At 47.8% G+C, this 26,380-nt stretch carries 24 protein-coding genes; 12 read left to right on the forward strand and 12 right to left on the reverse strand.

Annotated features, from left to right (window positions below; all coding sequences use genetic code 11):
* Positions 1–88: 88 nt before the first annotated feature.
* The gene (locus tag DC345_RS06335) at positions 89–610 is read right to left on the reverse strand and encodes a hypothetical protein (protein WP_113052383.1); all 522 of its coding nucleotides are present in this window, start codon (positions 608–610) and stop codon (positions 89–91) included.
* Positions 611–661: 51 nt separating this feature from the next.
* Positions 662–2,353 (reverse strand): sensor domain-containing diguanylate cyclase, encoded by a 1,692-nt coding sequence (locus DC345_RS06340; RefSeq protein WP_258530574.1) that lies wholly within the window; start codon positions 2,351–2,353, stop codon positions 662–664.
* Between the two features lie 258 nt (positions 2,354–2,611).
* Here DC345_RS06340 and DC345_RS06345 point away from each other — a divergent pair, with 258 nt between their 5' ends.
* Genes DC345_RS06345 through mnhG form a run of 6 tightly spaced genes read left to right on the forward strand, consistent with a single transcriptional unit; the run spans position 2,612 to position 8,520 of the window.
* Positions 2,612–5,566 (forward strand): Na+/H+ antiporter subunit A, encoded by a 2,955-nt coding sequence (locus DC345_RS06345; protein WP_113052851.1) that lies wholly within the window; start codon positions 2,612–2,614, stop codon positions 5,564–5,566.
* 1 nt (position 5,567) lies between these two features.
* Positions 5,568–5,906 carry a Na(+)/H(+) antiporter subunit C gene (locus DC345_RS06350; RefSeq protein WP_024631879.1) on the forward strand — a complete coding sequence of 113 codons (339 nt, stop codon included), beginning with the start codon at positions 5,568–5,570 and terminating at the stop codon, positions 5,904–5,906.
* A complete protein-coding gene (locus DC345_RS06355) occupies positions 5,899–7,377 on the forward strand; it encodes a Na+/H+ antiporter subunit D (protein WP_113052385.1) in 1,479 nt (492 codons plus the stop codon). Before DC345_RS06350 ends, DC345_RS06355 begins: the two co-directional genes overlap by 8 nt.
* Before the next feature lie 6 nt (positions 7,378–7,383).
* Positions 7,384–7,860 (forward strand): Na+/H+ antiporter subunit E, encoded by a 477-nt coding sequence (locus DC345_RS06360; protein ID WP_113052386.1) that lies wholly within the window; start codon positions 7,384–7,386, stop codon positions 7,858–7,860.
* Complete coding sequence (locus DC345_RS06365) at positions 7,860–8,144, forward strand: Na(+)/H(+) antiporter subunit F1 (protein WP_053782045.1); 285 nt, start codon at positions 7,860–7,862, stop codon at positions 8,142–8,144. Before DC345_RS06360 ends, DC345_RS06365 begins: the two co-directional genes overlap by 1 nt.
* A complete protein-coding gene (gene mnhG, locus DC345_RS06370; RefSeq protein ID WP_113052387.1) occupies positions 8,128–8,520 on the forward strand; it encodes a monovalent cation/H(+) antiporter subunit G in 393 nt (130 codons plus the stop codon). The genes DC345_RS06365 and mnhG overlap by 17 nt, the downstream gene beginning before the upstream one ends.
* A 137-nt stretch (positions 8,521–8,657) precedes the next feature.
* On the opposite strand, the gene DC345_RS06375 is transcribed toward mnhG, so the two are convergent.
* From DC345_RS06375 to DC345_RS06400, 6 genes are all read right to left on the reverse strand, one after another.
* Positions 8,658–9,830: a rhamnogalacturonan acetylesterase gene (locus DC345_RS06375; RefSeq protein WP_113052388.1), complete on the reverse strand. Its 1,173-nt coding sequence runs from the start codon at positions 9,828–9,830 to the stop codon at positions 8,658–8,660.
* Between the two features lie 42 nt (positions 9,831–9,872).
* A complete protein-coding gene (locus tag DC345_RS06380; protein ID WP_113052389.1) occupies positions 9,873–10,892 on the reverse strand; it encodes an alpha/beta hydrolase family protein in 1,020 nt (339 codons plus the stop codon).
* Between the two features lie 218 nt (positions 10,893–11,110).
* The gene (locus tag DC345_RS06385; RefSeq protein ID WP_113052390.1) at positions 11,111–13,372 is read right to left on the reverse strand and encodes an MMPL family transporter; all 2,262 of its coding nucleotides are present in this window, start codon (positions 13,370–13,372) and stop codon (positions 11,111–11,113) included.
* Between the two features lie 41 nt (positions 13,373–13,413).
* Positions 13,414–14,571, reverse strand: coding sequence for a type III polyketide synthase (locus DC345_RS06390; RefSeq protein ID WP_113052391.1), 1,158 nt, complete (start codon positions 14,569–14,571; stop codon positions 13,414–13,416).
* 213 nt (positions 14,572–14,784) lie between these two features.
* On the reverse strand, positions 14,785–15,405 hold the full coding sequence (locus DC345_RS06395) for a flavin reductase family protein (RefSeq protein WP_397333651.1): 621 nt from the start codon (positions 15,403–15,405) through the stop codon (positions 14,785–14,787).
* 154 nt (positions 15,406–15,559) lie between these two features.
* Positions 15,560–16,555, reverse strand: a complete 996-nt coding sequence (locus DC345_RS06400; protein WP_258530575.1) for an iron-hydroxamate ABC transporter substrate-binding protein — start codon at positions 16,553–16,555, stop codon at positions 15,560–15,562.
* 260 nt (positions 16,556–16,815) lie between these two features.
* Between DC345_RS06400 and DC345_RS06405 the strand changes: the two genes are divergently transcribed.
* Entirely contained in the window at positions 16,816–17,418 is a 603-nt protein-coding gene (locus tag DC345_RS06405; RefSeq protein WP_113052394.1) for a hypothetical protein, read from the forward strand.
* 132 nt (positions 17,419–17,550) lie between these two features.
* Here the strand turns inward: DC345_RS06405 and DC345_RS06410 are convergent, their stop codons facing one another.
* The gene (locus DC345_RS06410) at positions 17,551–18,792 is read right to left on the reverse strand and encodes a multidrug effflux MFS transporter (RefSeq protein ID WP_113052395.1); all 1,242 of its coding nucleotides are present in this window, start codon (positions 18,790–18,792) and stop codon (positions 17,551–17,553) included.
* Between the two features lie 41 nt (positions 18,793–18,833).
* Positions 18,834–19,580 carry a GTP pyrophosphokinase gene (locus DC345_RS06415; protein WP_113052852.1) on the reverse strand — a complete coding sequence of 249 codons (747 nt, stop codon included), beginning with the start codon at positions 19,578–19,580 and terminating at the stop codon, positions 18,834–18,836.
* A 243-nt stretch (positions 19,581–19,823) separates the two neighbouring features.
* Here DC345_RS06415 and DC345_RS06420 point away from each other — a divergent pair, with 243 nt between their 5' ends.
* Both DC345_RS06420 and DC345_RS06425 read left to right on the forward strand, forming a co-directional pair.
* Positions 19,824–20,693, forward strand: coding sequence for an alpha/beta hydrolase family protein (locus tag DC345_RS06420; RefSeq protein WP_113052396.1), 870 nt, complete (start codon positions 19,824–19,826; stop codon positions 20,691–20,693).
* A 133-nt stretch (positions 20,694–20,826) separates the two neighbouring features.
* Complete coding sequence (locus tag DC345_RS06425; protein ID WP_181586506.1) at positions 20,827–21,555, forward strand: YoaK family protein; 729 nt, start codon at positions 20,827–20,829, stop codon at positions 21,553–21,555.
* A gap of 23 nt (positions 21,556–21,578) precedes the next feature.
* On the opposite strand, the gene DC345_RS06430 is transcribed toward DC345_RS06425, so the two are convergent.
* Positions 21,579–22,475, reverse strand: coding sequence for a LysR family transcriptional regulator (locus tag DC345_RS06430; protein WP_113052398.1), 897 nt, complete (start codon positions 22,473–22,475; stop codon positions 21,579–21,581).
* A gap of 138 nt (positions 22,476–22,613) precedes the next feature.
* Between DC345_RS06430 and DC345_RS06435 the strand changes: the two genes are divergently transcribed.
* The 3 genes from DC345_RS06435 (at position 22,614) to DC345_RS06445 (ending at position 26,003) form a co-directional block, all read left to right on the forward strand.
* Positions 22,614–23,318, forward strand: a complete 705-nt coding sequence (locus DC345_RS06435) for an O-methyltransferase (RefSeq protein WP_113052399.1) — start codon at positions 22,614–22,616, stop codon at positions 23,316–23,318.
* Between the two features lie 77 nt (positions 23,319–23,395).
* On the forward strand, positions 23,396–24,727 hold the full coding sequence (locus DC345_RS06440; RefSeq protein WP_113052400.1) for an MFS transporter: 1,332 nt from the start codon (positions 23,396–23,398) through the stop codon (positions 24,725–24,727).
* 154 nt (positions 24,728–24,881) lie between these two features.
* Positions 24,882–26,003, forward strand: a complete 1,122-nt coding sequence (locus tag DC345_RS06445; RefSeq protein WP_258530576.1) for an AbrB family transcriptional regulator — start codon at positions 24,882–24,884, stop codon at positions 26,001–26,003.
* 96 nt (positions 26,004–26,099) lie between these two features.
* Here the strand turns inward: DC345_RS06445 and DC345_RS06450 are convergent, their stop codons facing one another.
* Complete coding sequence (locus tag DC345_RS06450) at positions 26,100–26,363, reverse strand: YkgJ family cysteine cluster protein (protein ID WP_113052401.1); 264 nt, start codon at positions 26,361–26,363, stop codon at positions 26,100–26,102.
* Positions 26,364–26,380: the final 17 nt, after the last annotated feature.

A 26,380-nucleotide genomic window follows, 5' to 3' on the forward strand; every position in this document is an offset into this window, starting at 1 on the left:
GCAAAAAAAGTAGTGCTGCTCACCGGGAAGCCGGCTGTACAGTACTACTTTTTTACTGACTGCTAATCGTCAATCCGTATTTATCGGTTCATTCTGCCCATTCCCAGCGATGGGCATTTTGCTCCAGCCTCGGATGGAGCTTATCAGGTTCTCCATCAATAATCAGACGAACTTCCTTAATCCAATCCTTGAACGAGTCAAATGATGCAAACTGATTTGCCATCTCCATCGTGAGATACAGGAAAAGGGGAGCTGGATATTCCTCTGCAATATGACGAAGGGCCGCTTCGATCGGCGTATACTTCTTTCGCTTGCCCTCCCAGCCTTCCACCCGTACACGAAAGGATGTATGCTCTCTTCTCCAATCATGAAGACGGTCTTCCCTTTTGTAAAAAGGCTGCACACCATCCTTGCTCATTCGCTTCACCGTATTCTCATGCAGCGGATAGAGCACAAGTTGCACAAAGGAACGTGTGTCTGCAATAGCAGCGGCGCGTTCAAGCTGCTCATCCGTTACGTGCTCAAATGAATCATAGAAAATCAGCGTGCCTTTTCGGGTAGCCGGGGGCGGTTCATAACCATAGGGTACATTGGTATATTTTCCAGACATCTCATCGCTCCTTGCCTGTATGCGGATCAGTTACTGCTACTTTATATTATATTATTCTCTAATTGTTTTCTTCAATTCTGGATAAAATGTCATTCTATTTTTGCCCGCACGTTTCGATTCATACAGCGCCTCGTCTGCCATACGGATAATTTCACTTGGATTGCCACTGTTGGTGGGATACTCTGCACCCCCAATGCTGCATCCAATATGAATTCGTTCATATTCAATAATAAACGGCTTATTCAGGCGCTGTATGATATCTTCTGCATAGATACGAGCTTCTTCTCTTGGGTTGCTTCCCACAGAACGGAGCACAATGAGGAACTCATCTCCGCCAAGTCTTACCGTGATTCCCTTGTCATGACGAAGACTGGTCAAACGCTGAGCTACTTTTTGCAGCAGAATATCTCCGGTCTGATGTCCAAGCGTATCATTCACACTTTTGAATCCATCCAGATCAAGGTAAAGGAACGTTAACGTGTGATTTTCACTTTCCATCTCCAATGATTCTTCCAGATAGAGTTCGAGTGCTGTACGATTGGGCAGACCGGTCAATTGATCATAATGCGCAAGATTCTGCATAATAACCAGTTCCGAGTCCTTATTTGTTAGGGAAGTCAGCATATCTCCCAAGGAACGCGACAACACTTCAATTTCCCTGAAGCCCCGATTTTCCGGAATCTGTACTTGCTCTCCAGCACCAAGTCGATTCGCCACTTGAGTCAGCCGTGCAATCGGAGCCGAGATTTTCCTGGAAATGATCCAGCCAATTAATGCAAATAGCACCGTAACCGAGAGTCCTGCCCACACATTGAACCAGAGCATGTCGGTCACGGAAGAAAAGGCTGTTGATTTAAGCTGACGAATAACCACAGTCCATCCAAGTCCGGGATAATCAAGATGCCCCTGGCTAGCCGCAAACCCGGTTACATATTCTCTTCCATCCGGCCATTCTTCTATGGACCAGCTGCTTTTGTTCAGTCTTGCCCCTTCAATGCCAGATAACTTCAAAGGAAGACCAATCCATTCTTTAGGACCAAGCAACACCGTATTTTCCCTTTGGCTGACAATAAACATCTCGATATCCTTTTCCTCATATTTCAAAGGTTGCAGGACACTTTCCTCCATTTCCTTCGCCCAGGCCCAGCTCAAATGTGCCGCAAGTACGCCAGCAATCTCTCCGTTCTTGTATTTCACAGGAAAGCTAATATCGACAAATTGCAGTGGTTCGCCGGTCGGGTTCGGAAGCAGCTTCGCCAAAAGGACCGCATCATGGACATCTCCAATAAATTTACCCTTAATTCCTTCCTGATACACGGGGCGTTCGGATAAATTTTCACTCAGCAATATGCCGTCTGTGGAAGCCAGCACTTTTCCTTTTGGATCCATGAATCCAACCCATGAGAAAGTGGGAAAGCTATCTTGGAGCTGATCGAGCAGCATCTGCATTTCGGCAGGCTGAAAACGGTCTTCCAAGGCAATCATTCGACCCAGAAGATTCAATTCGCCTGAACGCGACCACATGAAGCGATCCAGCTTGTCTGATGTCTGAGAAGCCGTGCTGATGAGGGAATGACCAATCTCCGTCTCCACAGCAATGGATGATTTTTGACTAAGAATATACCCAATCGTCAGTGTAACCAGCAGGGATAACACAGCGAAGGTCATGGTGAGTACAGTTTTAAGCTTGAATGACATAACTTCCTCCAATAATCGGTGAAACCAGCTTGCTTTTTTCAACATCATTCATGTTGTTTAAGAACTACGCGATGTCACCTTCGTTTACATCTTTATCGGAGATAATGTCTTTTTTCATTATACACATCCATACAATATGGAGACGTTATTTGTACCGTGTTTCTTCCATTCAAAGAATAGTCACGATTCTGTATATACATACTTGGGTTATGAATATAGAGAGCAAGCATGCTCACAGCGCCATATGAGCATCTGTTTGCCACAACAAAGAGCATTAGAAATTCAGTCATTGGGGGTGTAATGTTGAGCCTGCTTCATGTTGCTGTGATTCTGCCTTTTGCCGCTGGTATTGTACTTGCCATGCTGCATCGTTTCTTCCGTAAAATACATATGGGATGGCTGGTTTTACTTATCCCGGCCCTATTATTTGTTTATTTTGCGAGCCTCGTACCCGCCGTGTCTCAGCGGAATATGGTTTCCGGGTATATCCCCTGGATTCCGTCACTGGACATTGGATTTAATCTATATCTGGATGGCCTAAGTTTGCTGTTGACATTGTTAATCACCGGTGTAGGAACACTGGTGGTGCTCTACTCCATTTTCTACATGGATACCAAAGAAGCCCTAAACCGCTTTTACTTGTATCTGCTGATGTTTATGGGAGCCATGCTTGGCGTGGTACTGTCGGATAATATGATTGTGTTGTATGGATTCTGGGAGTTGACCAGTATTACGTCCTTTCTCCTGATCGCTTTTCACTACAAACGCAAAGCGTCTACCTCAGGCGCACAGAAATCGTTCCTCATTACCGTATTTGGCGGATTCGCCATGCTTGCTGGATTCATGCTGATGTATCTCATGACTGGCACATTCAGCATTCGGGCAACCATTACGGAATGGGGACAGATTCAGGACAGTTCACTATTCTTACCTGCTCTTGTGCTGATTTTGATCGGGGCTTTTACCAAATCCGCTCAGTTTCCGTTCCACATCTGGCTGCCTGACGCCATGGAAGCTCCAACACCCGTCAGTGCCTATCTGCACTCGGCGACCATGGTCAAGGCTGGACTGTATGTTGTAGCCCGGTTTACCCCCATCTTTGGTGGACAGGGATTATGGTTCTGGCTCGTCACCGGGGTTGGACTGCTCACACTGTGTTATGGATCATTCCTTGCCGTGAAAAAAAATGACCTTAAGGCGATCCTAGCCTATTCTACCATCTCACAGCTTGGTCTCATCATGTCATTGCTCGGCGTTGGCTCGGCAGCCATCTATTTCGGATATGGCGAATCCTCCGCGATGTACACGGTTGCCATTACGGCAGCACTGCTTCATCTGTTCAATCACGCTACCTTCAAGGCGGCACTGTTCATGGTCGTTGGCATTGTGGATCATGAGACAGGCACGCGGGATATAAGGAAACTCGGCGGACTTGCTTCATTTATGCCTGTGACCTTTACGGTAGCGCTCGTCGGAGCACTCGCCATGGCCGGAATTCCGCCGTTTAACGGATTTCTGAGCAAGGAGCTGTTCTTTCAGGCAATGGTGGAAGTCACACACCTCCGCATCTTTGGACTCGGTTCATGGAGTGTACTCTTGCCTGTCTTCGCCTGGCTTGCAAGTGTGTTCACACTGATCTATGCGCTTATCATTGTGTTCAAAACGTTCCTTGGCCGCATGCGCAGCGAACTTCCTGCGGAAAAACTGCATGAAGCTCCAGTCGGCATGTTGATTCCTCCGGTTATACTCGGGATTCTTGTGATCCTATTTGGTCTATTCCCGAATCTGCTGTCTGGATCATTAATTGAACCGGCGATGGCTGCTGTACTTCCATCGCTGCTGACCGGAAATGAGCATTTTGATGTTCATTTCTCACTGTGGCACGGCCTCACACCGGAATTAATCATGACCATCGGTGTAATCGCCCTCGGTATTACATTGTACAAATTGCTGCCGCGCTGGAGAACAATTTACGAGCACTATCCTCAAGGGTTAACGATAAACAATATGTATCATGTCGTACTCGATAATCTCCAGCATTATGCACGTAAATGGACGGAAGCCTATATGAATGGCTCGGTTCGTAATTATCTGGTATATATTTTCTCGTTCACTGTTGCATTGCTGGTCTACGCCTTTTTCCGTTCAGGAGAGAACATCACCTGGAATTTCAAGGGCAATGCCCCCTTTTCTTTCTATGAAGCAGTGCTGCTTGTCGCACTGATTGCAGCAGCGGTTTCGATCCCTTTTGCCAAGAACAGACTATCCGCAGTCATTATGACAGGTGCAGTAGGTTATCTCGTCACTTTACTGTTCGTGCTGTTCCGAGCGCCGGATTTGGCATTAACCCAGATGATTGTTGAAACGGTATCCGTTGCCCTGTTCCTGCTCTGCTTTTACCATCTGCCTGAACTGCAACGGGGCAAATCAAGTCGACGCTATCTTCGTGTGAATATGATTGTTGCCATTGCCGTAGGTGTGGTCATGACCTTTGTGGCATTAGCTGCAAGCGGAACCGCGTCACTGGAGAGCATTTCCGACTTTTACATTCAGGAAAGTTACAATCTGGCTGGCGGCAAAAATGTCGTCAACGTGTTGCTGGTGGATTTCCGTGGTTTCGATACCCTTTTGGAGATTATGGTACTTGGGGTCGCTTCATTGTCCATCTATTCCATGATTAATCTGAATCTCGAAGCGAGGGATCTTGGCGCCAGACTGAAATTCCGCAAGAAAGAACAGACTGAAGAAACCGATGCTGAGACAGATGACAACGCGGACAATACGAAAAAGTATGGGAACCGTGAACGAAGCTCATCAAAATGGGATACCGTACCACTCCAAAGCAATGATGTATTGTTGCAAACGACAACCAAGGTTGTTGTCTTTATCATTCTAACCTTTGCGCTGCATTTGTTCTTTGCAGGACATCATAATCCGGGTGGCGGGTTCATTGGCGGCTTGGTAACGGCAGCTGGACTGGTTTTAATTGCACTGGCATTCAGTACAGATACCGTACGCAAAGCGTTACCTATCGATTTTCGCACCTTGACGGCCATCGGGCTGGCCATTGCCTTATTGACTGGAGCAGGCTCGTTTTTGTTCGGCGTACCTTTCCTCAGTCAGACCTATGGTTACTTCGATCTTCCAATACTTGGAGAGACTGAACTTGCGACCGCGATGTTGTTTGACCTCGGCGTATATCTAGCCGTCCTGGGAGTCACCATGAATATCATTCTACAGATCGGGGAGGATCGCTGATATGGAAATATTGATGTGTGTGGCCGTTGGCATTTTGTTTGCAGTCGCCGTCTTTTTAATCTTATCGCGGAGCCTGCTCCGGATCGTGCTTGGCATGTCCATACTCACTCACGGGGTGCATCTGCTGCTGATTACGATGTCCCGTCTCAAAACTGGAGCACCACCGCTGCTTGGGGAGCAGGCTGAACGTTATGTCGATCCACTTCCCCAGGCGCTGATATTGACATCCATTGTCATTAATTTCGGACTAACCGCCTTTTTCTTTGTACTCTCCTATCGTTCCTATCTGAAGCTGAAAACAGACGATATGGAAGAAGTAAGGGGGCGTCCTTATGAATAATCTCGTTGTTCTGCCCATTCTGTTGCCACTGATTACCGGGGTTATAGCCCTTCTATTCTTCCGGCGGGTAAGCATCCAGCGGGTTGTGAGTGTTATTGGCCTTTTGCTGACGGCAGCCGCTTCAACCGTGCTGATTACCCAAGTGACACAATCCGGGATACAGACGCTCAATATGGGAGGCTGGGAACCGCCTTACGGCATTGTACTTGTTGCAGATATGGTATCTGCCTTGCTCGTCGTGGCCGCTTCGATCATTGCTCTTGCATGTCTGCTTTACGCCTTCCGCAGTGTAAATAAGGAACGGGAAGAACATCATTTTTACCCGTTCTTTCATTTCCTTATTGCAGGGGTGAACGGTTCGTTTCTTACCGGTGACCTGTTTAACCTGTTTGTATGCTTTGAACTGATGCTTATCTCTTCTTATGCACTAATTGTATTGGGAGGTACGGAAAGACAACTACGAGAAACGATCAAGTATGTCTTGATTAACATTGTCTCTTCTGCACTATTTGTTGCCTCTATCGGTTTTCTCTACTCTGTTACCGGCACATTAAACATGGCCGACTTGTCCAATCGGATCGCTGAAGTTGGACAGAGTGGAGTCATTACCCTGATCGCTGTCCTCTTCCTGATCGTATTTAGTATCAAGGCTGGACTATTTCTGTTCTTCTGGTTATCCGGCTCTTACGCAGCACCTCCGGCAGTGGTAACCGCCCTATTTGCCGGTTTGCTGACCAAAGTTGGCCTGTATGCCATTGTGCGAACATTCACACTGATTTTCTATCATGATCCTGATTTCTTCCACGCCCTTATCGGCTGGATGGCCGGAGCGACCATGGTACTCGGGGTAATCGGGGCCATTTCATATCGTGACGTCAATAAAATACTAATTTACAACGTAATCGCAGGGGTAGGTTTTGTAGCCTTCGGCATGGCCGCAGCAAGTCGTCCGTCACTGGAAGGACTGCTCTTCTACATGCTGCATGATATGCTCATCAAAACACTGCTATTCCTGCTCGGAGGCGCTCTGATCGCGGTCGCAGGCACCTCCAAACTCGACAATATGGGCGGGCTGATCCACCGCTACCCACTGCTTGGTTGGATGTTCTTCATCAGTGCACTTGCACTGGCAGGTATTCCTCCGTTCAGTGGATTTCCTGGGAAATTGTTGCTATTTGAAGGCGGGTTACAGGCTGGCTTATACGGTCTGACTGGCATTGCCGTCCTTTCCAGCCTGCTGATGTTGTATTCGGTTCTTCGCATCTTCATCCAGGCGTTCTGGGGTGAACCGCCGGCAGGCGCAGTGAGAAGACCTTATGCCGTGAACGGCCTGCTCATCCCTGCCGGAATTCTGTTTGTGTTCATCATCGCGATGGGTGTGGGGGCTGAGGGCATGTTCCAACTGACCTCCCGCGCAGGCGACATTCTGCTGCATCCCAATGTATATATAGATGCAGTGTTGAAGGAGTAGATGCGTATGGCCTTTCAGATTGTGCTGAATCTGATCATTGCCTTTGTATGGATGTTTCTGAATAATGCGTGGAATGGTGTTGGCTTTCTCACGGGTTTTCTGCTGGGTCTGCTGCTGATTGGGAGCATGCGACGGTTCTTTCCGCAACGCTTCTATATCGTTCGTGTCTGGGCGATCATCAAGCTGATTGTCTTGCTTTTCAAGGAACTGGTACGGGCCAGTATTGAAGTTATTCGCCAGATTGTAAAGCCCAAGCTCGATATTCGGCCCGGCATATTTACCTACCAGACACAGCTGTCCTCTGACTGGGAAGTTACACTCCTTTGTCTGCTCATCTCACTGACGCCAGGTTCCCTCCCACTTGAGATTTCAGGGAATCAACGCAAACTATTTATTCACGCACTGGATATCAAAGACGAACAGAAAATGAGTGATGATATCAAAAATACGTTCGAAAAAGCCATTATGGAGGTGACACGATAATGTTATCCTCACTGTTGTTTATTTCCTTGCTTATTCTCTCCCTGGCCATTCTGGGTTGTCTGTACCGAGTACTTCGGGGACCCTCCATGGCCGACCGGATTACGGCACTGGATACGATCGGTATTAACGTTATTGCCATCGTTGCTGTTCTGTCCATGATGCTTCATACCCAAGCTTATCTGGATATTATTCTGTTGATTGGCATTCTCGCTTTTCTAAGCACAGTTGCATTTGCACGATACATTGAACGAGGGGCGGTATTCAAAAATGAAGGAGATCGTTGATGGAACCGCCGGAATTGTCATTGGACTCATTGTCTTGCTGGGAGCCTTACTGAGTGCATTTAGCGCATTCGGACTGATCCGACTGCCAGATGTATACTTACGGGCACATGCCGCCACCAAAAGCACTACACTCGGCGTACTTTGTGTACTGAGTGGAACGTTTCTTTTCTTCTGGTATTACGATAACTATATCAGTGCTCGGGTATTACTTGGCATTGTATTTGTATTTATCACAGCACCGGTAGCCGGACATCTGAACGGACGGGCTGCCTATCGCACAGATGTACCCTTGTGGGAACAGAGTGTACAGGATGAACTTGAACCACTCTTGAAAGGTAAAAAGGTCAACCATGAAGCCAAGGATATGATGGAATAGTCACTTGGTTTACAATCAAACACCCCCGGGCATGCCGTATATTACTTGGCTGTCCCGGGGGTGTTTTTGACTATACGATTTAGCTTATTCCAATCTATGTTTGTGGAGCAGCGGAACGAAGTTATATTTTAACCGGATCAAAATCCATTCAGTCCCTGCCTTCTCAGATCAGCCGCAACAATTCGTGCAAGCTGGGCAGCCCCTTCACGATTCGGATGAAGCGTGTCTCCTGTCATATACAAGGCCAGTGTTGCAGCCGGTCCTATGGACGTGAAATAGGCGGAACTGAGTTTGTTCAGTTCTACAAGTGTTACGCCCTCTTCCTGAGCGAGCGCACGTGTAGATGCATTGTACCAGCGATTTTCCGCAGTATGCACATTGGCTGAGTTGAAATCAGTTGCCCGACCCTGAGGCGTCGATAGAACGACTATGGCTCCTTTATTTTTTGCCTGACGGACCATGTCACGCATGATCTCCTTGAACTCTGCTTCGGTTGTATTGTTCTTGGCATTGGTATCATTAATCCCTAATTGCAAAATGAAGTAGTCTCCCGGCTTAATATACTTCAGAATCGCTTCCATTTGACCATCATCGCGGAAACCTCTTGCAAATTGACCACTAGAGGCCATATTGCGAACCTGAAACGTACTCGTATTCACGTAGGAAGGAAATAGCTGTCCCCACCCACCCTGTACACTGCTGCTGAGCGGATAGTAATTGCAGACCGTCGAATCGCCGCCAATATAGATTGTACGATTCGTCACCGTCTGATTTGATATTTTTCGGATTTCAAGTGCGCTTAGTGTAAATGCTGTCCCTTCTTTCCCTTCCGTAACCAAGAGATTTAACTGTCCATCCGTCACCGGAATTTGAAATTGATCGGTCGCCCCGTTCCCCGTCATATTGATGATCTGGTATACGCCTTCTGCCGCCACACTCGATCTGGCTGTATTGCCCAGGACCACCTTAACCTCGTAAAGACCGTTGGACAGATCCACATTAAACGTATTCGAACTTTTCGTTCCAAAGGTGACAAACTGTACGGCATCGCTTGCAACACCTGTTCCTGAGGCGGTGACATTACGCATATTGGCAGGTGTATTGAATCCATAACCTTTCGCTGAGGTGTAGGCCTCCGTTGCCGACACACCTGTGTAACCGTTCTCAACTGCACCCGCACCAAAGTCAAATTTGTACTCATTCGCCGCAGCTTGGGCGACCTGTCCTCCATTAGCTGTCAGAGCACCTCCAATCAGACTAGTAAACAGGGTTAGACAGAGCAAATACCGCACGGATTTTGACCATTTCATAACTAAACTCTCCTCTCAAAGGTTCATTTATATATGATTGCCTTACAGAACGTTATCCAGCCAGTCATAGGCTTTCGCTCCACTGATCTCATGGCCACCTGTAAAAAAGTCTGCATCGAGCCATTTCTGTGCTCCCGCCTGTTCATAAATCTCCGTCAATCGTGCATAGGCTTCTTTTGCTGTTGGCAGCGGAAATACCTGATCTTCACTTCCGGCTTCAATAAATAGCGGCCTAGGTGCGATCAGACCTATGATATCTGGCAGATCTGCTTCTCTCAGAATTCCTGGGATATAATTGTCGAGGCAATGATTTCTGTCTAATATGCTGCCCTGGAAGGTACTTGTGTAACCGCTCACGACAGCCGCACGGCACCGTTCATCCAGCGCAGCAGTGAATGCCGTCACGAGTCCGCCACCCGAGATGCCCATGCTGCCGATGCGTGTTGGATCAGCTTCAGGACGTGTGCTTACATAATCCAGCACACGCATCGTTTCATAGATTCGGTGCCCAGCAAGAGTCTGCCCTGTCATGAGCAGATGGGTGGCAATTTTGGTACAGGAGCTTGCGCCGGGTGGTGCATTCCGATCCTCCTCCAACCTTCGATCACCAAATCCAAGCAATTCTGGAGCCGCAACCACATATCCACGCTGTACAAGGGCGACCGCAAAGTCTTTATGCAAGCCAGGCTCTCCTTTACGCGGTGAACCGTTGGGCTCCATGCCAGAAATCTCCCTGCTGCCATACCCGTGTCCATGGCAGGCTAAAATGGCTGGGCGTGATTCTTTGGTAGCGCTTACTGAATTGGGTATCAACATATAGATCGGCATGCGCAACCCCGCGTAGGTCGTAATCTCAACCCGTTCCCGGATATAGCTATCACATGCGGTGCGTTCGAGCAGTACGGGATTAAGTTCCGCCGCCACGGATGGGAAACCGCCCAGCCTATCTATAATCCGTGCTCGCAACTGCCTCCGCCATTGCTCAAGAGATTGCCCCCTCTGATAGGCGGAGCGTCCACGCGGGCTTGTTTGTTTTTGCAGATAAGATTCGATATCCGACATTACCGTTCATCCCTCCTGTGGATTTCAAGTGATAGACTTATGTAAAAATATGTTGGACTTGTCCAGTCTATTATAAATCACGGTACAGTCGGTGAATTGAACATTATTGCCTGTTTTGGGCTGAATTCACACTATTTTGATGAAAAAAAGGATATCCTCGCATACCTGATCTTCAGGCTCCGAGAATATCCTTCTTACTGGCTGGCCTTCTATTCCTTCTATTCCCTGTACCCTGGTAACCACCAGTTCCATCTGCCCATCAGTTTCATGAGTGCAGGTACCAGTACTAGGCGGATAATGGTTACATCAATGAACACCGCCGCTGTAATTCCGATTCCCAGCTGTTTTACACCCGCCACGTCAGCAAAGGCAAACGGTACAGTCACGGCCAGCAGAATCGCTGCCGCCGAAGTAATGAGACGTCCGGTTGAAGCCAGTCCTTGCTGTACGGCCAGATCACTATCCCCTGTTCGTCTGTATACCTCCTGGATGCGTGTCAGCATAAATACGCCATAGTCCATTGATATACCGAAGACAAGCCCGGCAATGAACACAGGAATCATAATGGCAATAGCAGATGGCTCCATACCAAGATGGCCCTGATTGAAGACCAGTACAAGCACGCCGAATGAAGCAGCCAAGCTGAGCAGATTCATCAGAATGGCTTTGATCGGAATGAGCAATGACCGAAATGCTGCGAGCAATACAAGATAATTCGATACCACAACAAACACCAGCACTTTGGGCAGTTGTCCAGAAACTTCTTGCATGATTTCATGCTGCATGGCTGCTTCTCCCCCATAACGCAGGGGTATGAAAGACATGGCGTTAGCGATGTCCTTTTCCCTCATCTTTTCGAGCCAGGAAGCAGCCTCATCGGAGCCCGGTGCTCCGTGGATGGTAGCCATCATACGAATGGAATGGTCGGACACATATGAGCGCAGCCATGCAGGCTGCTGAGATTGGGTTTCTTTCCGCGCTTCACGCAAAGAAGGTGATGGAATGTTCATTTGTGATTTGATATGAGTTTGAGCTTGGCCTGAGAGCTTGTCCGGCAGCATGATCCCCCATGCGGATTCAACAGCCACTACATTCGAATCCTGTTGAAGCTCTCGCATTTTACTCAATGCCATTCGCCAATGGTATGTGGTCAACGGCTCTCCCGTTCCACCAATTACAATCTCTACAGCAGAGACGTTCTTTTGTCCAAAAATGCTCTGGATCTGCTCAGTCGCTTGGCGAGACTCCATTCTGTCAGGCAAGGAAGAAGCATCCGGGATGGCAATCTCTAACCGGGCAACCGGTAGAACAAAGAGAAGCAGCGCACCCGTTCCAAGCAGCGCCATCCGGACCGGCCGTTTCATAATCATGCCTGACCAGAATGACCAGATCGAACGTGACGGCAACGATTGTTGATACTGTTCCTGTTTTGAAGATATGAAATGCCCAGATCGTTGTCTAAAGATTCGCACAGAATAGAGCGATAGAATGGCTGGCAGCAGTGTTATATTCAGCAGGACCGATATGACGAGCACGATAATGGCTCCAAGGGATACACTCAGAAACATCGGCAATCTAATCCATAGTAGACCAAGCAGTCCTAACAGCACACAAGCCACAGAAAAGAATACGGCTCTTCCCGCTGTACGCAGCATTCTCTGGAGAACCTCTTCGTTGCCCCAACCTGTTTCTTCAATATTCTGAACTCGCTGGAGTTCTTCCCTGTATCTGCTGAGAATAATCAGGGCAAAGTCTATGCTGAGCGCCATTCCCACCATCGGAATCACGTTGATCACAAAGTTGGAGAGCGCCAGATGGTAACCCATCAGGGATGTAACTCCCATTGCCGTTATGACGCCGGATACTCCCATAACAACTGCAATCAGCGCTGCATAAATACCTCTGAATGCAAAACACAAAATGACGAAGGCAAGTGGCAATCCCACAACCTCTGCCCGTTCCAAATCGCGAAAACTGAGACGATTTACATCCTGCTGTACAACGGATTTCCCTGTTATTTGGATCGTTCCAGGACCGTCTATTGTAAGCACAGAACGCAGCTGTTCAAGCGGCGGCCCCATCTTGTGAGGCGGTACATCAAACGCTAGCAGAGCATAGGCCACATTCCCCCGCAGCATCCGGCTTCCACGTGCTTCAAGAGGAGAGAGTATGGACGTTACACCTGACAGTTTACTCACTTGCTGCAGACGATCTTTAATCCATCCCCGGAATTCAGCCGGGGTAGTGCCTGTCTTTTTTTCAAATAGAAGAATAACCGGATCAGCAGGAACATGGAACTCTTTCTCCAGAATAAGCTCTACAGCATGAGCATCTCCCTGATTCAAGTTCAACCCATGATCCTGAACAATACCAGGCAATTTCCAAGCCCAGACGGCTGACATCCCGATGACAAACACCCAGCAGAGAATGATGAACCGCGGATATCGGCTAATGAGGACAGCAAGGCTGCGATAACCCATACCCAAGCTCCTCTGATATCAGATTGGTATTTCCTTTTCTTTTACATTGCGCCTTGATTCACTGGTTCTCTTTCTTCAATGGATGCAGGAACATAAGTAAAAGGAAGCAATTCCGCCGTCAGTCCCGGTCCAAATGCAAGGGCAATTCCGCTGGAAGCTTCTTCCCTATTACGATAATCATCGCGGATGGCTTGCAAAACAAACAAAATCGTCACAGAGGATAGATTTCCATAATCCCGTAAAATGTTTCGGCTGTAAGCAACTTGCTCATCTGAAAGCTGGTACAGCTTCTGTACCGCATCAACGATACCTCTGCCTCCAGGGTGGATCGCCCAGATCTCTGGTAGCTCACTGCCGTTCAGCAGTCGTTCAACCTCTGGACCAAGATGCAAGCCCAGCAGTTTCGGGATCTGTGGCGAGAGATACAGATCGAAGCCGGTATTGCCCACCTCCCAGATCATCTCTTCCGAACAGTCTGGAAGCAACACGGAATGCCCGGCTCCCAATCTGAACAGTTCTTTGCGTCCTAATCCGGAGAGACCCACTACACAGGCAGATGCGCCATCTCCGAAGAAGGACGCTGCGAACAGATCATCCCGCTTGGCGGACGGTTGAAAATGAAGAGTGCACAGCTCCACACATACGATAAGAACCATAGCATCCTTGTCACTCGTCACAATTGAATTCGCCAACTGTACAGCTTTCAGACCGGCAGCACAACCCTGGAATACAAGCGGAATCCGGTTAATACGCTGCGATAGTTCAAGCTGCTGAATCAGCCGAACATCGAGACCGGGCAGGAATTGCCCAGTGCAACTGACGGTAATGAGATGTGTAATCTCTGAGGTCGAAATGACGGCATCCTCGAGTGCCTGACGTGCTGCCTGAATTCCAAGCGGAACGGCTGCTTCCTTATATTTGCCCATACGTTCGGCTGTGGTCGGAACGTTCTCAGCCTGGGTAAAGGGCAGATAACGGCAAGACTCTACTGGCTCCAGCAGATTCGGTTCACATGTATATCGTTTCTCGACACCACACTGGTTAAATATTCGCTTCGCCCACCTTCTGGAATCCGGCTCATGCTCCAACGCTTGTGCGAGCCGAGCAGACACATCTTTTTGCTCAATGCGGTGAACAGGCAATGCCGTTCCAATTCCCATGATACATGCAGCGGATGCAGTTCCATCGACTTGGTTCATCGGCTCCAACCTCCTTATATATAAAATAGGTTCATGTCACATGTGCAGGATATAGTACAAGTCTATTCGAGGCTTGCTCCCTTTATGTTCACGAAACACGCAAAGACGGACAACACATGCGAATTCCGCACATGTTGTCCGTCTTATTAAAGAATAATTGCTATTCTCTTTTCCTTACCCTTCCTTCAACAGGTTGTTCAACCTGCTCTGCTCTTACTCCGGCCTGACCACCGTAAATCTCTCGCCAAGTTTGGCATAGTCATTCCCGGCCAGCCTGCTGATCGGTTTGAGATGATCCATCAATATATAATTGGTGGCAGGATCATACACGTTCTCACTGAAATGATATTGTACAATACGAACCAGAAGCAGATCACTCACGGGTTTTCCCTCATCGTTCGATATCGGAATATGCTGATACAACTTACATTCCATCCGAATGAGTGCTTCCTGTATTGCTGGTACGGAGACCACAGTACTTGGTACAGTCGTCAGGTTTGTCCGTTCCAGCTCACTTTCGTCGGGCTCCAGCATGGCAGCCGTCTCGTTCATGTCAAGAGCGATCGATTCATCACAGATATGTACAACGAGTTCTTTCCCGGAAAGCGCATTGCGAGCCGTATCTTTCATAACGCCATCCTTGCGAGCGATGGATATCGATAATATTGGCGGGTCAGAGCTGACTATATTAAAAAAACTAAAGGGCGCTGCATTAATGACGCTGCCATCATGAGAAAGTGTTGTCACAAAAGCGATTGGACGTGGTACCACCGAACCACTCATCAGTTTATAGTTATCTCTGCCCGTCAATTCTCGCGGGTCCAAAGTATGTATCATAATCTATCCCCTTCCGTGATCGTAAAACGATACTTATCTCTCACGATCTTCTTCATTTATTATATATCGTAAAATGTTGAAATCACAAAAAAACTCCCTGGTGACCATCGCACCAGGGAGTGTACACATTCAGTTTCATATTAGATTTCTTTTATTTTACAATACTGTTCTGAATGTCTTCCATAATTTGAAGGTTCGCTTGAACTCCGCTATACAACCAGCTGCTCGAACGGGTAAATTCAAACAAGTTACCATTTTTTACTGCCGGGATGCTTTGCCATACCGGATCTTTCAGTGCTTCTGACCCTGTACCTTCATCACTATTCACAAAGAACAAATAGTCTACATCCATTTCCGCCAATTTTTCCAGCGAGATGGAAGACCAGTTCCCTGTCGCATTAGCAGAGATTTCTTTCACTACTTCAGGCTCAGCAAGTCCCAGTTCCTTGTACATCACTTCACCACTGGACACATTGTCACTAACGATGAAGAATTTGCCGCTAACCAACCAGATGGCCGCTGCCGATTTTGTTCCACCTGTAACCGTGTTGATTTTTTCCTTGATTTCTTTGGCTTTAACTTCGTAATCATCCAGCGCTTTTTGTGCTTGATCGCCTTTATTCAAAATTTCGCCGATTTTCAGCAGGGTTTTGCGCCAGTCGCTGTTGATCTCATCGCCAAGTACATAAGTAGGCGCGATCTTGCTGTATTGAGTGTATTTCTCACCTTCAACCACACTTTCGGAACCGATAATAATCAGATCAGGGTTGAAGCTGGTTACCGCTTCGAAAGGAAGGTCGAAGGCAATCGTCGGAATGCCGTCCAGATCTTTTTGCAGATACTCCTGGATTCCGTTAGCTACAGACCATTGGGCAACTGGCTTAACGCCGAGTGTAACCAGATTATCTTCCAGATACGAAGCGATGATACGCTCCGGATTTGCAGGAATTTTCACTTCGTGACCCATTGCATCTGTCAAAGTACGTTCTGTCGGAGCTTCTGTCTGTGTCTCTGTCTCCGTTGTTGTGTTGTTCTCTCCTGCTGCTGTACCGTTTTCTGCTGGTTTCGATCCGCATGCTGCCAGCCAAATGGACATGACCATTACGGAGATCAGAAGCATGATCATTTTTTTATTTCTCTTAAACACTTGACTATCCCCTTTCAATATAAACACCTCAATGGATTGAGTTGATATGACAGACTTAGACGTTTATACATTATTGATGCATATAATACTGGTATGTACTTTTGTCCAATTCCATTGACAATGATAATTGTTATCAACGAACTTGTCAATGCAGCTTTTGCCTTTTAAGGTCGAAGACACCTTCATTCGAACAATTCACGTTTAGGCGGATGCCGCCATATGCTAATTCCAGAATACGACGACAGGAAGGATGTTCGTACATGGATTATCCATATAACGTATACTCGGGTTATGATGAGGATCGTTCGTTTCAATTGCCACCCCTATTCCCCGGAGGTGCTCCAGGAGGTCAGCCAGTGCCAGGTTTCCCAGGAGCACCAGGTTCCTATCCCCCATTCATTCCCGGTGTTCCGGGCGGAGGCAGTGGTGGCCAACCTCCTTATTTTCCTGGAGGCGTCCCTGGTACGGCACCGGGTGTGCCCGCACAGCTATCACAGGGCAATCTGCCTACCTTGCTTAGTGCCTACCCTCGTCCAGTTGGTCAACCCCCTGCAGAGATGGTTTTCCTGTATAACCTGATTAAAAGCAGCCCCGGCCTTCTACCGCTATTTATCCAGCAACAGCCACAAAATCTGACCCAAGCTGTACAGTTTGCCCAATCAGGAGTAGCAACACCTCGTGATCCCGAGCAGCGTGTACTGCAAAATTTCTGTTATAACCGCTGGTCACTTGTATTCACATACAATGACGTTTACTTAATGTGGCCTTCCACCAATCTGTTCGGTTTTGTCATCGGTTACTTCTATCCGTTCCTTACTCCAGGTATCCTGCTTAATACACAGATTTTGTTTGCTCTCTGCTAAAGCACGTTCAGACATAGAACAAGCGCCCCAGTTGAAGGAACGTGCCTTCCAACTGGAGCGCTTTTTATAGTCAAAATATTCTTTATTGTCGGCAATTCATTTTTCTAGTCAGTGCAACCACACAAACACAATTCACGCCAACCGCTGTTTACCCTGACGTTGCCCTCTCTTGCCTTTGCCTACCATAACAACGTAAATCAGCAGTGCACCAAGATCCGCACAAGCGATTACAATGCCCATTGGTACAGCTGTGCCTTCTCCTCCAAGACCTACAAGCGGAGCGACAATACCGCCGAACAGGAACGTCATCACTCCAATAAGTGCTGATGCACTGCCTGCTGATTTCTCCTGATTGGCCATCGCCAGTGCGAAGGAAGCCGTATTGACCAGCCCCACACTGGATACCACGAGAAATAACGGGATCAGGACCGAAATCAGATTACCTCCCGCGAGAATGGCGATGAGCAGGGATGTTCCTCCCAGAGCGGCTGTTAACAGGCCTGCGATTAGTAGACGGGTTTCAGATACTTTACCTGCTAGTCTTCCGGCAATCTGACTAGCTAATATGATACCGAGACCGTTAATGGCGAAGCACAGACTGAACATTTGCGGGGAGATACCATATATCTTCTGAAGCACAAATGGTGAACCTGATATGTAGGCAAACATGCCAGCAGATACAAAACCTTGGGTTAAAGCGTATCCCATGAACAGGCGATCCCCTGCGATTTTGCGGAATGTAATCAGCGTCTGCTTCAGTCCTCCGCTGGATCGTCGTTCTGTAGGCAGTGTCTCCCCTAGACCAACCACAACAGCAACTAAAGTCAAAATACCGATGATACTCAGCAAAATAAATACGCCACGCCACGATGTATACGCAAGCAATTGCCCGCCTATAATTGGTGCAGCAATCGGAGCGACCCCATTAATCAGCATTAAGAGGGAGAAGAAACGTGTAAGTTCCGGACCGGAATACACATCCCTCACCACCGCGCGCGAGATGACTATTCCCGCAGCTCCTGCTGCACCCTGAATGAAACGCAGCACAACAAAGGAGCCCATCGTTGGGCTGACCAGGCAGAGTATGGAAGCAATCGTATAAAGTATAAGGCCCGCAATAAGCGGTGTACGACGACCACGCACATCACTTAAGGGTCCTGCCAGCAGCTGCCCTGCCGCCAGTCCGACCATACATGCCGTTAGACTAAGCTGCGCATAAGAAGTGGATGACTGGAACTCATCGGCCAGTGTGGGTAGTGCCGGCAAATACATATCCAGGGACAGCGGGCCAAAGGCCGACAGTGTCCCCAGAATCAATGCCATACGTACACGGGATGTAGAATTGGTGCTTAATGAAGCTGGTGTACTTTTCATATGAATAACATATTCCTTTCCCTGCGGTAGTTCACGTTTCCTTATTGTTCCCCGTTTCCTAACAGCTTGAGCAGGTTGGAAGGTAGTGTGAACTGTTGATTGTTAATGATAATACGGCGCAGTTCCTCTTCATCACGCTCGTTCTCGGCGTCCTTGATCTCCTGAATCTCCCGGTGAAGTCTTTCCATTTGCTGATCCAATGCGTTTGCAGAGTCTGCTGCACTTTTCAGTTCTTTTGTTAAACGTTCGGGAACATCCTTATTATATTTATAAAAGATTTTATGCTCAAGACTCGCCCAGAAATCCATCGCAATGGTACGAATCTGGATTTCCACACATGCCCGTTCTTCTCCATTAGACATGTAAACAGGTACCTCAACCAGAAGATGAAGGCTTTGGTAACCGTTTGGCTTCGGATTTTGGATATAATCTTTCACTTCCAACACGCGCAGGTCACTTTGGTTGCAAAGCATATCTTTAATGCGATAGATATCGGAGATAAAGGAGCAGGTAATACGTACACCGGCGATATCCTTAATATTTTCCTTGATACTTTCAAAGGTTAACTCATGATTTTTACGAAACATCTTGTTCATAATGCTCTCAGGTGACTTTAATCTGGATTTCGTATGTTCGATCGGGCTGTAATCATGCAGGGACTGAAATTCTTCCTTCAGCACCTCAATTTTGGTCTCCATTTGATCCAAAGCAAATTTATAGATCATCATAAATCTCGTAATTTCATATTTAAATTTCTTGAATTGATCAATCGGATGTGGAGCGTTCATCATAATTTTCTTCCTTTCTTCGTGCACACTAAAGTTAGTTTTATAAATAAGAGGACATCGGTCAATTCACATGTCTCCTGAACCATTATAAATCATATGGAGCCAATAAACGAATTTCTCGCACCTAACGGCTGTTGCTGGTGGAAAGGTATGGGAAACTCGTTTAGGCGCATCCTAAAGAAGAATCATGGTCCATTGGCACGCCATTTCCGATGAAAGAGGTCGATCCCCCTGCTCTATCATGTGACGTATTCGTCCGATGCGCTTCGGGTAAAAGGCTATTTATGCCTGCCTGACGGCTGTTTCTTACCCGCCTTCTCGCCGTTAGAAAACACCCATAGCAGCCCTGCCTTCCAAGGCTTCACCGTAACGCAAGAATCCATGCAAATGCAACAGCTCGCAAGCCGCTACCCTCCTGTAGAACAACACACCATGGACGGTATTGATGCACGTTGGCCGGTTCTGATCTATTGCCGGGGCGGGCTGGGCAACTATGGTGGGGTAAATACCGCTTGGCTGGAGCAATTTGTTCATAAAGGTTATATTGTGTTCGCTCCATCATATCGCGGTAATGAGGGTGGGGAAGGACGTGACGAGTATGGCGGACGAGATGCCGAAGATGTACATGCCGCTTACCGACTGGTGCAAGAATGGCCCTTTGCCGATACAAAGCGAATTTCAATGATGGGATTTTCGCGTGGAACAATCAATGCCGTACATACAGCAACGACTTACAATGAAGGACCTACGAAGGTACATAAACTAGTGCTTTGGAGCGGTGTCGCCGATGTGGAACGTACCTATCATGAACGAACCGACTTGAGACGCACTTTGAAAAGAGTACTTGGCGGTTCGCCACGTTCATCTCCGGAAGCTTATCTCGCTCGTTCTCCCTTGTCGAAGGCGCATAAACTCCATTGTCCTGTGCTGATCATGCATGGCACATCTGATACGCAGGTGAACTACAGTCATGGAACCCGGATGTATCATTGGCTGAAACGTAGAGGCGCCAACGTTACGTTTCACGCTTATGGGGGACAAGATCATCGCTTTCAGGAAAGCGTACATGAGGCGGCAGTGAACAATATGTTTGACTGGCTCGCAGCTCCTTAGCTTCAAGGTAGGGACGATTTAAACCTGGTTGCTGCTATGGGAAATTGGGCTTGCATCATAAACTTCATTTTGAAGGATCATGCGTTGTGGATGTATACTGGAAGGGTTACGTTTTTGGAAAGGACGGATGATTATGAATCAAAATACCCTCCAAAAGTACGCAATGCTGCTGTTATGCATGTCTGCCGGAATGGTCGACGTGATCGGATACCTGGGACTAGGGCATGTGCTTACAGCCAATATGACAGGCAATATTGTGCTGTTGGGGATCGCGATCGCCCGTGCTCAGGAATTTGTTGTGCTGCGTGCACTCCTTGCTCTCATTGGTTTTATTGCAGGAAATGCCATCGCTGCACACATGATTGGACGTGTGCAGACGAAAAATGGCTGGTCTTCCCGGGTCACAAACGTGTTCACTGTCGAAAGTATATTGCTTCTGCTCTTTGCCATCGCCATGATTAGTCCATATTCCGAACAATTATCCTATCTGCTGATTGCCATGCTGGCCACTGCCATGGGAATGCAAACGACTGCGGCACGCCGCATTGGGATTGCCGGTATCTCGACGACCGTGCTCACCAATAATCTTGCCGCCGTGGTTGAGGATGCGGTAAGCATCCTTCAGCGACTGCGACACGCAAGTATCCGCTCGCTGGTCAAAGCGCTATCAGTAGATTCCTACCTTCGTGCAGGTGCCGTTGCAATCTATTTGTGCGGCGTTATTCTAGCTGCGATGTTGTTCCACCACGTACCCATGATGGCAGTATGGATACCTGTTCTGATCGTTGGTGGAGTCACCCTGTACGCCCGATTATACTCCAGAGGAACGAACAAAACAGCGACCGATGACATTCAAAGTTAGCTATCATGCAATTATTGAACGATTTATTTCATTAATGATGCTTCCTGTCTGATGAGTTCAACCAGATGCTGTGCGGCAGGAGATAACACTTCGCCTGCTCGTGTACATACTGCTACTGTGTTTTTCAACTGTACACCTCGAACGAATACACGTGCTAACCTGCCCTGTTGCACATCTTCCTTTACGACCAGAGAAGAAATAAAGTTGGCTCCATAACCTGCCTTCACCGCACTGATCGTTTCGTTCAATCCATTGAACTGAAGCGCAATGCGGGGAGCGGCCAGGTTATTTGTTGTGCATAGAGAGACTAGACGCTCCCGTGTAGCGCTGCCTTCTTCACGCATGATGAAGGGCTCTGCCACCATCTCCCGAAGATCAATTCCCTTTCCCGCATAGGGATGATCGGGATGTACTACGAACCACATTTCATCTTCGAACAATACGTCCCAATGAACACCTGAATGTGTAATGCCACTTCCACCATAAACCGCAATCTCGGCCTCATAACGCAGCAATTGGTCAAAAGCCATCCGGGTATTGGTTGTGCTTACGACCAGCTCCACATCCTCGTGCATTTGCTTGAAACGGGCAATCCAGCCCGGCAGCAGAAAATTAGAGGGCAAATAGGTTGCGGTAAGACGAATCAGTCCTTTTTTGCCTGCCCGAAAATCCTGCACAAAATTCTCGACATCCTGTTCCAGCATGAACAGACGTTCCGCGTAGCCTGTTAATTGCATTCCTGCATCGGTAAGAACCAGTCTTCTCCCCTCTGAAGCAAATAATGGAATGCCCAACTCTCGTTCAAACTTCTTCACTTGAGAGGATACCGCTGGCTGGCTAATGTTGAGTTCTTCTGCCGCACGCGTGACTCCTCCATACCTCACGATGGCATGAAACAATCGTAATCCGTGCAAATTCAACCGCTACACCTTCTTCACTTGAAGTATATAATCTAAAGTTATATTAACATACATTATATATATTTTATTTATATATCTATTCGCTTTATAGTTGAAGTATGAAATCCAATACATGCAATCGGAAAGGAACGTATAACGATGAACAATGTAAATGGTTCTGTTCAACAGAAAACCTGGAGTCAAGTCGACGATTATTTAAACGCTTTATTAATCCCCTCGGATTCCCTGCTGGAGCAGGCTCTACGTACCAATGCGGAAGCCGGCATGCCCGCTCATGACGTAGCACCGAATCAAGGGAAGTTGCTTCAGCTCCTGCTTCAAATACAAGGCGCAACTCGTGTGTTGGAAATCGGGACGCTTGGCGGATACAGTACGATCTGGATGGCAAGAGCCCTTCCCGAATACGGACGTATCGTCACACTGGAAGCAGATCCACGCCATGCAGAGATGGCACGAACCAACATCGCGCGTGCAGGACTTATGCATAAGGTTGATCTTCGAGTAGGTCCTGCCCTTACTACTCTTCCCGACGTTCAGGAAGAGTACAGAGAACCTTTTGATTTCATCTTCATCGATGCTGACAAACCGAGTAATCCAGACTATTTGCGATGGGCGCTGCGTCTGGCTCGTCCGGGAAGTCTGATTATTGGTGACAACATCGTCAGGGACGGTGAAGTTATCAATGCAAACAGCACGGACAACAGAGTTCATGGCGTTCAGTCATTCCTGAAATTAATTGCAGATAATCCGCGTCTTGAAGCTACTGCACTGCAAACTGTAGGCCTTAAAGGCTACGATGGATTCGTGATTGCCCGGGTGCTGGGATTCCCTTCTGCAAAATAAACAGTGGTCAATTCTTCCGCAAATCCCCCTTTCCTGTTAAACTAAAATCACTGCACAGGCAGACTGGGGGAAACCACTTGAGACTTCTACAACAGATTCATGCTGAAATTCGGGGCTGGTCCCGCAATATTCAATTGTTTTTTCTGGCAAGCATCTTGTATCAGATCGGAAATGGCATGTTCTCTGTCTTGTACAATTTGTACATTCAGGGTCTGGGCTACAATGATACAATGAACGGCCAGATTGTAAGTATTCAATCACTTGCGACAGCGATAATGTTTGTTCCTATCGGACTATGCGGCGATTTCTTTAGCCGTAAGCGGCTGCTGATTACCGGCGCCTTGTTCAGCGGAATCTTTCTGATTGGCCGTTCCTTCGATTATTCTGCCAGCGGACTGATCTGGTTTGCTGTATTTTCCGGACTTTTCGCTGGTGTATTTCAGGTACTGGCCATTCCCTTCCTCGCTGAGAATGTGAAGAAAAGTCAACGACTGAAGATGTTCAGCTATTACTCCTCCCTCGTACTCGCTTCTCAGGTACTCGGCAGCTTGGGTGGTGGCGTTTTTGCAGACCTGCTTCATACGGCTGGCCTCGCCAAAGTCACGGGTTTGCAAACGGTATTGTTCGTGGGTGGGGCAGCTACATTGGTTGCGTTTATTCCGATGTTGTTTGTATCCGAGGATAAGAAGGCTCCGCAAACGGATACTCCGGCGCAACCTGTCATTGAATCTGCATCATCTGCAACGGATGGTAAACAGGATGTCGTTCATTCCGCAGAACAAGCCAGCAATAACGACACTCTTAGCCAAAAGAAAGATTCCCGTTTGATCGGTCAATTTGTCATAACCCAATTATTAATTGGGTTTGGCTCAGGACTGGTTGTGCCCTATTTAAATCTGTATTTCACCAACCGTTTTTCGGTGTCCTTAAGTGCCATGAGTCTGCTCATTTCGTTGGGTCAGATCATGACCATTGTATCCATGCTGATTGGACCTACACTGGCGGCCAAGGTGGGAAGTGTTCGAGCTGTCGTCATCTTCCAGGTCATGTCACTGCCTTTCCTGCTGCTGACCGGCTTTACGAATATGCTGCTGATCGCTTCGGTGAGTTTCTTATTCAGACAAGCGCTGATGAATGCAGCCAATCCGATTCAATCCGCCATTCTGGTGGACAGAGTATCGGACAAACGCCGAGGAATCGCCAATTCACTGATGCAGACCGCCTTTATGATTGGATGGGCCACCATGGGACCCGTGCAATCCTACCTCGTGACCACTTATGGCACGTATTGGGGATACGCGATCACGTTCAGCATTACAGGCAGTTTATACGTGATTTCATCGCTGATGTACTATATGATGTTCAAAGAACCGAAGCCTTCTGCCCGTGTCCTCGTGGCGAACAGATAAATGATAACCATTTAGCAGGACAGTGGATGAATTATCTTCCTGTCCTGCTTCGTAATGAGGCAATCACCGTCCAAGGATCAATCATTGTATCTTATCATCAGGAGTGATCTTACATGTACTACAATCTACCTCATGCAGCCGAAAGACGACGCGGATGGAACTGATGCACAAGCTCGGTTCCCACGTTGTCTTTCGGTTTTTTCTAAGTTTGACTGTCTCTGTTCTTGGCGGGTTAGTATTTACAGCAATCCACACTCCCATTCCTTGGCTTCTTGGCCCGATGATTTTTATGCTGGTTGGTTCACAGATTGTCAAGCTGCCGCTCATGTGGCCCGCTTCCGTTCGGGACTACGGTATTCTAATCGTGGGTTACTCCATCGGATTAACACTGACGGGAGAAGCACTGCAAGGCATTCTGCACCAGCTGCCTATGATGCTGCTCATGACCCTTCTCTTAATCGGATTATGTACATTGACCGCCTATGTTGCTTCAAAGCTGACAGACTTTGACTTTCCCTCCCTGCTGGTTGGCAGCATTCCTGGTGGACTGTCCCAGATGGTCTCCCTTGCCGATGAGATGAAATCCATCAATCTGACGCTCGTTACTTTTTTGCAGGTCACGCGGCTGATCATGATTGTTTTCTGTGTTCCGTTCCTGCTGTTCAGTCCATGGATCGGGGGAACAACAAGTGGCGGCACGGATCAGCCAGTGATCGAGACAGCAACTTGGGCAGCACTCTTTCCCGAAATTTTGCTCTATGCCCCGCTCTGTGTCGCTGGTGCATGGATTGCACGCAAGCTTCGGTTTCCGACAGCGTTTATGCTTGGACCCATGATCGTCATGTGTGTTATTCAATTAAGTACAACGATGCACACACCCAATCTGCCGTCCTCCCTGCTTAATATTTCGCAATTGATGATTGGCAGCCATGTGGGTCTGATGCTTCGTCCTCAGCAGCTGCAACGCAAAATACAGATCTTTACACTCGCAATCACGAGCAGTGTTCTCCTCATTGCAGGTTCGCTTGGCTTGAGCTACATATTAATAAAGATGTTCTCCCTCTCGGCGGCTACATCATTGCTGAGCATGGCACCTGGGGGAATGGATCAGATGAGCATCATGGCCCATGAAGTCAATGCCAACCTTTCCGTGGTATCCGGATACCAGTTGTTTCGCATCTTATTTATATTCTTTATCGTCTCTTCGCTCCTTAAGATAATTCTCATGCATATGTTGAGGAAAAAAGAAGCGAGCACCCGCCCTAACGTCACGTAAATAGTAAGTGGACATACCAAAGAGAGTATCCGACTGTTTCCAGCCTGAGGATACTCTCTTTATGCGTTTTGCTTTAGTTATGAATAAACCCGGTTGTCACGCTGAATTCGGTGCAGTTTCCTGCTCCAGCCAGCTCAAACGTTCAAACGCCTCCTGATCCGTGCTGCCACACATCTCTTCCGAAGCTTGTAATCCGCTGCATACCGCGGGGCGCTCTTTCTGGCCAAAGATTCCGCAACGATTGTCCTCCGTCAGCTGTACACAACGCACACCTGCGGGCTTGCCGTCAGCCATTCCGGGTATCGGCGATGAGATGGAAATTGCGATACAACATGCGGCACAGCCTGTCCTGCATTCCATAATTATTTTCCTCCCTC

This window comes from Paenibacillus taichungensis (genome assembly GCF_003287275.1).
In the GTDB taxonomy this organism is placed as follows: Bacteria; Bacillota; Bacilli; order Paenibacillales; family Paenibacillaceae; genus Paenibacillus; species Paenibacillus taichungensis_A.